This is a genomic window from Rhodococcus sp. 05-2254-6 (genome assembly GCF_002258565.1).
Classification (GTDB): domain Bacteria; phylum Actinomycetota; class Actinomycetes; order Mycobacteriales; family Mycobacteriaceae; genus Rhodococcoides.
This window is the reverse complement of record NZ_NOZF01000083.1, coordinates 1-5,675: the sequence shown is the minus strand read 5'-3', so window position 1 is coordinate 5,675 and position 5,675 is coordinate 1. Positions and strand designations below refer to the sequence as shown.

The 5,675-nt window shown below is 63.8% G+C and carries 8 protein-coding genes; 4 read left to right on the top strand and 4 right to left on the bottom strand.

Annotation, left to right across the window (positions count from 1 at the left end):
* Positions 1–337, top strand: a 337-nt coding sequence (locus CH256_RS10135) for a sugar O-acetyltransferase (protein WP_143536549.1), incomplete at its 5' end; no start/stop codon positions are given.
* On the opposite strand, the gene CH256_RS10130 is transcribed toward CH256_RS10135, so the two are convergent.
* Both CH256_RS10130 and CH256_RS10125 read right to left on the bottom strand, forming a co-directional pair.
* A complete protein-coding gene (locus CH256_RS10130) occupies positions 329–1,912 on the bottom strand; it encodes an ABC transporter permease (RefSeq protein ID WP_094669512.1) in 1,584 nt (527 codons plus the stop codon). The two genes, CH256_RS10135 and CH256_RS10130, sit on opposite strands and share 9 nt — an antisense overlap.
* Positions 1,909–2,709, bottom strand: coding sequence for an ABC transporter ATP-binding protein (locus tag CH256_RS10125; RefSeq protein WP_094669511.1), 801 nt, complete (start codon positions 2,707–2,709; stop codon positions 1,909–1,911). Before CH256_RS10125 ends, CH256_RS10130 begins: the two co-directional genes overlap by 4 nt.
* A 35-nt stretch (positions 2,710–2,744) precedes the next feature.
* Between CH256_RS10125 and CH256_RS10120 the strand changes: the two genes are divergently transcribed.
* Positions 2,745–3,548 carry an SDR family oxidoreductase gene (locus CH256_RS10120; protein ID WP_094669510.1) on the top strand — a complete coding sequence of 268 codons (804 nt, stop codon included), beginning with the start codon at positions 2,745–2,747 and terminating at the stop codon, positions 3,546–3,548.
* A gap of 6 nt (positions 3,549–3,554) precedes the next feature.
* On the opposite strand, the gene CH256_RS10115 is transcribed toward CH256_RS10120, so the two are convergent.
* The gene (locus CH256_RS10115; RefSeq protein ID WP_094669509.1) at positions 3,555–4,337 is read right to left on the bottom strand and encodes a pirin family protein; all 783 of its coding nucleotides are present in this window, start codon (positions 4,335–4,337) and stop codon (positions 3,555–3,557) included.
* Between the two features lie 29 nt (positions 4,338–4,366).
* Complete coding sequence (locus CH256_RS10110) at positions 4,367–4,858, bottom strand: VOC family protein (protein ID WP_094669508.1); 492 nt, start codon at positions 4,856–4,858, stop codon at positions 4,367–4,369.
* 85 nt (positions 4,859–4,943) lie between these two features.
* Between CH256_RS10110 and CH256_RS10105 the strand changes: the two genes are divergently transcribed.
* Entirely contained in the window at positions 4,944–5,396 is a 453-nt protein-coding gene (locus tag CH256_RS10105) for a MarR family winged helix-turn-helix transcriptional regulator (RefSeq protein ID WP_094669507.1), read from the top strand.
* On the top strand, positions 5,393–5,675 hold a 283-nt coding region (locus tag CH256_RS10100; protein WP_179272060.1), incomplete at its 3' end, for a pirin family protein. The genes CH256_RS10105 and CH256_RS10100, both read left to right, overlap by 4 nt.

Sequence of the window (5,675 nt, the reverse complement as noted above, 5' to 3'; positions counted from 1 at the left end):
TTCCATCGGATCGAACAGCTTCCTCAACTACGACGCGATCCTGTTGGACTGCGCGCCCATCACCATCGGTGACGATGTGTCGATCGGACCACGGGCACAACTGCTGACGCCGCTGCACCCCATGGAAGATCACGAGGCGCGCCGAACACGCTGGGAGAGTGCTCTTCCCATCGTCATCGGGAACAACGTCTGGCTGGGCGGCGGAGTCATCGTGTGCCCGGGCGTCACGATCGGCGACAACTCGGTGATCGGTGCAGGCAGCGTTGTCACCCGGGACGTGCCGTCGCACACCTTCGCTGCCGGAAACCCGTGTCGGACCATTCGCGCCCTACCGTGAGATCACCTCGTGCAAGATCTTGTCGGAGTCACCGACGAGCGTGTCGACGGCCATCCGGGCGCCCCACCAGATGCCCAGCCATCCGATAGCCGCGGCCACGGGAACGGACAGGTACGCGAACGCACCGGGCAGGAGCAGTGCCAGCAGCAGACCGGGCACCACCGACACTCCGAGTACGACCATCGACAGCAAGATCAATGCGAACGAACCTCCGTTGAACGACCCTCGGGTGTTCAGCGAAAAGGCCTTGGTGGGTTCGGGGACCGGGTAGGCGGCACGGACCGAGATCACGACGATGAGCCCGGCACTGACGCCGAGCATCGACAGCGTCACCGAGATGGGGACCGCCAACCGGTCGAGTCCGAGGTCGCCGAACACTCGGACCACCGTCGTCGACACGATCGCGAACGGTGCCGCAACCATCAGCCACGCGATCTGCCGACCACGGACGTCGTCGCGCAGAGCCTGCGGAATCATCACCAGATGCCACATCGAACCGCCGTCGAGGCCGTACAGATTCGACCCCGCGCCCATCGCCAAGTAGATCACCATCCACGCACCCCACGCTGCGCTGAACGGAATCGAGTCGGTCAGCAACGGGCCGACGCCTCCGAGCACCGTGAAGATCAGCACCGACAGCAACTGGCTTCGACGACGCACGTCGCCGCCCCACAGGGACAACTCCCGCATCACCACCGCGCCGACACGGGTAGCGCGCCAGCCGGTGTCGCTGTTGCGCCCGTTCGTTGCCGTCTGCTTCCGCGACGCGCCGTACGAGGCGGACACCCGCCCCTCGAAGAGCCGCAGCACAAGTCGCTGCCACGCCCACACCACTGCGACGTCGAGCAGCAGCAGGCCTGCCACTGCGCCGATTGCGAGAGGCCAGTTGCCGTCGAGCGCAGCGTCGACTCCGGTGATGCCCCAGCTGAACGGAATCGAATGTGCCAGCGTCAGAGGCCATGTCACTTCGCCCGACAGCACCCGAGAGAAGTTCTGGGTGATGGGGAACTGCAGGAAGTACAGGCCGCCGAACACCGCACCGAACGCCAGCAGAGCGAGCTCTCGAGTACGCCGACTCTTCAGTAGCTGAGACATCGCCACGGTGACCACCCTGGACAGCGTCACGAAGAGTACGACGGTCGCAGGCCAGGCCACCAGGGCAAGCGGAAGTGCTGCGAGAGAACGGGACACGGCGTAGATCGGGATCGACGCGGTCGCGATGGCCGTCAACGGCACCAGCATCCCGTACGCCGAGGTGGCCAACAGGGCATGCGCCAGGCGTGAAGGTTTCACCGACAGCATCTGGAAGTGGCGGGGCTGGATGTTGTCGTCGGAGATCCCCGAGAGCACCGGGAACAGCACCCAGCTCAGACCGATCAGTGTCAGCCCGAGGCTCACGGTGCCGCCGACCAACACCTGCGAGGCCCCACTGCGCGCAGACAACACACAAGCCAATACCGCGAAGACCAGCCCCAGCAACCCGAACACGCTTTTCACCACTGCTTGGCCGCCCCTGAATTGCCTGCGGTAGAGCGTGATTCGCATCTGCAGGACGGTTCGACCGAGAGACGTCACGAGCGCATCCAGGACAGGCCGTCGGGGTTCTGTTCGCGAGTACCGACCAGGCGAACGAAGGCATCGTCCAGACTTCCGCCGTTGCGGACCTCGTCCACCGTTCCCGCAGCCACGACTCGGCCACCGGTGATGACGCCGACGTGGGTGCAGAGCTGCTCGACGAGCGCCATCACGTGACTCGACAGGATCACCGACCCGCCGGAGCGAACGAACTGGACCAGAATGGTGCGAATGGTGGTGGAGGAGATGGGGTCGACCGCCTCGAAGGGCTCGTCCAGCACCAACAGCCGGGGGCCGTGCAGCAGCGCCGAGGCCAGTCCGATCTTCTTGGTCATACCCGCCGAGTAGTCGGCGATGACGGTTCCCCCGGCGTCGGCAAGATCCAACGCGTCCAACAGCTCGTCCCGACGCTGCGCAATCACGTCCTCGGGCATCGCGCGCAGTCGTCCGAAGTAGGTCAGAAGCTCGTGGCCGGTGAACTGGGATGGCAGAGCGAGCCCGTCGGGCAGTACTCCGAGTAGCTCTTTCGCGGCGATGGGGTCGGCCCAGACGTCTCGTCCGAACACCAGACTTCGGCCGTACTGTGGCCTGAGCAGGCCGACCGCCATGGACAGACACGTCGTCTTGCCTGCGCCGTTGGGGCCGACGAGTCCGAACATCGAACCGGGTGGAACCATCAGCGACAGGTCGTCGACTGCAACTTTGGGGCCGAAAGCCATACAGAGGTGCTCGATCAGCAGGGCAGCAGAATTCGTTTGCACGGGTAACAGACTAACCGGTATGGGACGGTTCGTCATCCGGTATCGATCAGCCGTCCCGGTACCATCTGGGCATGAATCGCACGGCAGTGGTCACCGGAGCTTCGTCGGGTATCGGACGCGCGGTTGCGCAGGCGCTCCTCGCCCGGGGGTATCGAGTGATCGGCACCTCCCGCAATCCGGACTCGATGACCGACGCGCAACGGGCCACCGGCGTCGAGTATCGCGCTCTCGACCTCACCGATGCCGAGTCGATCCGGAACTTCGTCGCCGATCTCGGTGTCGTCGACGTATTGGTCAACAACGCCGGTGAGAGTCAGTCCGGGCCGTTCGAGGAGCTGCCGACCGATGCCATCGAGCGGTTGTTCCAGTTGAACGTCTTCGGTGCAGTGACGCTGTCCCAGGGCGTCATTCCCGGTATGCGCGAGCGTGGATACGGCCGCATCGTGATGATCGGATCGATGCTGGCCAGCTTCCCGCTCGCCTACCGCTCGTCCTACGCGTCGACGAAGGCCGCCATCAAGGGCTTCTCCGATGCCGCGCGCCTGGAACTTTCACCCTTCGGGGTGTGGATGACCACCGTCGAGCCGGGCTCGATCAACACCGGAATCAGTGAGCGACGAACCAAGTACATCGCACCGGATTCGGTCCACCGAGACGACTTCCACACCGCGATCTCGTCCCTGGACCGCAAGGAGGGAACCGGCATCTCCGCCGAGGACGTCGCGGAGGTGGTGTTGAAGGCCATCGAGGCCGACAAGCCGAAACCGTTGTACGCCAGAGGAAGCAACGCACCGATCGTGTTCATGGCGCGGCGGTTGCTCCCGGCGACCTTCATGGAGAAGACAATCGCGAAGATGTTCGGCCTGAAGCGGTAGCCGACGTCACCCGGCGATCGCCGCGTGCATTTCCCAGACGATCACTTCGGCTCCGGTTGCGGTGCTCAGTTTCTGCCCGCCGCCTCCGGATATCCGCACGGCGTCGCCCGCGGCAAGCACACCGACTCCCTCGAGCATCACTTCACCCTCGGCGACGAAGATGTGCACGAACGGGGCGTCGGGCACATCCACCGGGGTTTGTCCCGGTTGCAAACGCGCGGCGTGCATGGCGGCGTACTTGTTCTTGATTCGGATCGCCGCGTGGTCCGCATGATGGGCCATGCCTGATGCCACGGGAACCAAGCCACCACTGAGCAATTCGCCATCTATTTCGAGTTGCTCGTAGCCGGGAGTGATGCCCTGCTCGTCCGGCACAACCCACATCTGAACGAACCGAACAGGATCGCCGTGTTTGCCCGAATACGAGCCGGCGGTATCGCCGAGTCGCCACGAATCGTTCTTCTCCGAATGCAGAATTCCGGTACCCGCACTCATGCGCTGCGCGAGGCCGGGATAGATGACGCCGGAATGGCCCATCGAATCCTGGTGCACCAGCGATCCTTGCAGTACCCAGGTCACGATCTCCATGTCACGGTGCGGGTGGGTGTCGAATCCCTGCCCGGGGGTGACGATGTCGTCGTTGTTGACCATCAAGACGCCGTGGTGGGTGTTGCCACGATCGAAGTGGTGGCCGAAGGAGAAGGAGTGCTTGGAGTCGAGCCAGCCGATCTTGGTCTTGAATCGCTCGTCGGCCCGCCGGACGTCGAGTGTGGTTGCTGCAGAGGTCATGTCATTGCCTCGAATCTCGAAGTATGGGGTCAGAGAACGTGCGAGCCGTACATCTCACCGAGTGGATCGGCGATCAGTTCGAGACGCGCACCGTCGGGGTCGCGGAAGTACAGCGAGACCTCGCTGTGCTCGATCAGTTCCACTCCGGCGTCGATCAGCTTGGTACGCAGGTGTTCCCACCTGGTGGGCTCGACGCTGATCGCCACGTGGTGGAGGCCGCCGAGCACCTCTGCATACGGTCCGACGTCGAGTCCGGGAAAGTCGAAGAACGCCAGCAGGTTGCTGTTGCCGATATCGAAGAAGAAGTGCGAGGAGCCCGGGTAGTCACGGTTCTCGATCAGTTCGGTGAGCGGGAACTCGAGAAGATCCTGGTAGAAGCGAACCGTTGCTTCGACGTCGCTGCTGACCAACGCGGTGTGATGCAGTCCCCGGGCCGACGACGCGGGCCGCTCGCCTGCAGGCTTCATGTGCTGGGCACGAATGCGGTCACGCTGGATGGTGTGCTGATCTGTCTCGGTCATCGCTCTACCCTTCGGTCAAGTAGTTGCTTCGTCAACTACTACGAACAGTACACCGAGTAGTTGCGTTGTCAACTAATATGGACCCATGGAATCCCCACGGTGGCTCAGCCAGGACGAACAGTCGGCCTGGCGCGCATACCTCGACGCGACGCGGCTGCTGCTTCGCGATCTCGACAACCAGCTCACTCGCGACTCCGGTATCTCGTTCACCGACTTCGAGCTGCTGGTGGTGCTCTCCGAAGCGCCCGATCGCCGACGCCGCATGAGCGAACTCGCCGACGCCGTCACCACTACTCGAAGCGGCGTGACGAGGGCCATCAGCCGGTTGGTCGAGTGCGGTTGGGTTCGACGCGTCAAATGCGACGACGACAAGCGGGGCATGTCCGCCGAACTCACCGAGTCCGGCCTCAGCACCCTCGCCGAGGCCAGTCCAGGGCACGCCGCAGCGGTGCGGGAGAACATGTTCGACCTGGTGAACCCAGAGGATCTCGCGGCCCTCACCCGCACTTTCTCGGCAATGCGGAACCACGCGTCGTGACCCTCACCCACATTCCCGGCGAACAGCGGCATCACTGGTGGAACGAATGGCTCGACTCCAGACAGTCCTTCCCCGCCACCGGCAATTACGACCTGGCGGCGAACGCGCACGGGCTGCTGATGGTGCACAACGAGGACACCGTCTTTCCCGGGGAAGGCTTCGACTCGCACGAGCACCGGAACATGGAGATCCTCACGTGGATACTCGAGGGCACGCTCGCGCACACCGATTCCGAGGGCCATTCCGGGCTGATCCGCCCCGGGCTGATTCAAAGAATGA

What these genes read in the sequence shown, in the direction of transcription:
- CH256_RS10125 (WP_094669511.1), bottom strand. Translation starts at nt 2,709, where the DNA reads ATGACGAACCGTCCCATACCGGTTAGTCTGTTACCCGTGCAAACGAAT.
- CH256_RS10120 (WP_094669510.1), top strand. Translation starts at nt 2,745, where the DNA reads ATGAATCGCACGGCAGTGGTCACCGGAGCTTCGTCGGGTATCGGACGC.
- CH256_RS10115 (WP_094669509.1), bottom strand. Translation starts at nt 4,337, where the DNA reads ATGACCTCTGCAGCAACCACACTCGACGTCCGGCGGGCCGACGAGCGA.
- CH256_RS10110 (WP_094669508.1), bottom strand. Translation starts at nt 4,858, where the DNA reads ATGACCGAGACAGATCAGCACACCATCCAGCGTGACCGCATTCGTGCC.
- CH256_RS10105 (WP_094669507.1), top strand. Translation starts at nt 4,944, where the DNA reads ATGGAATCCCCACGGTGGCTCAGCCAGGACGAACAGTCGGCCTGGCGC.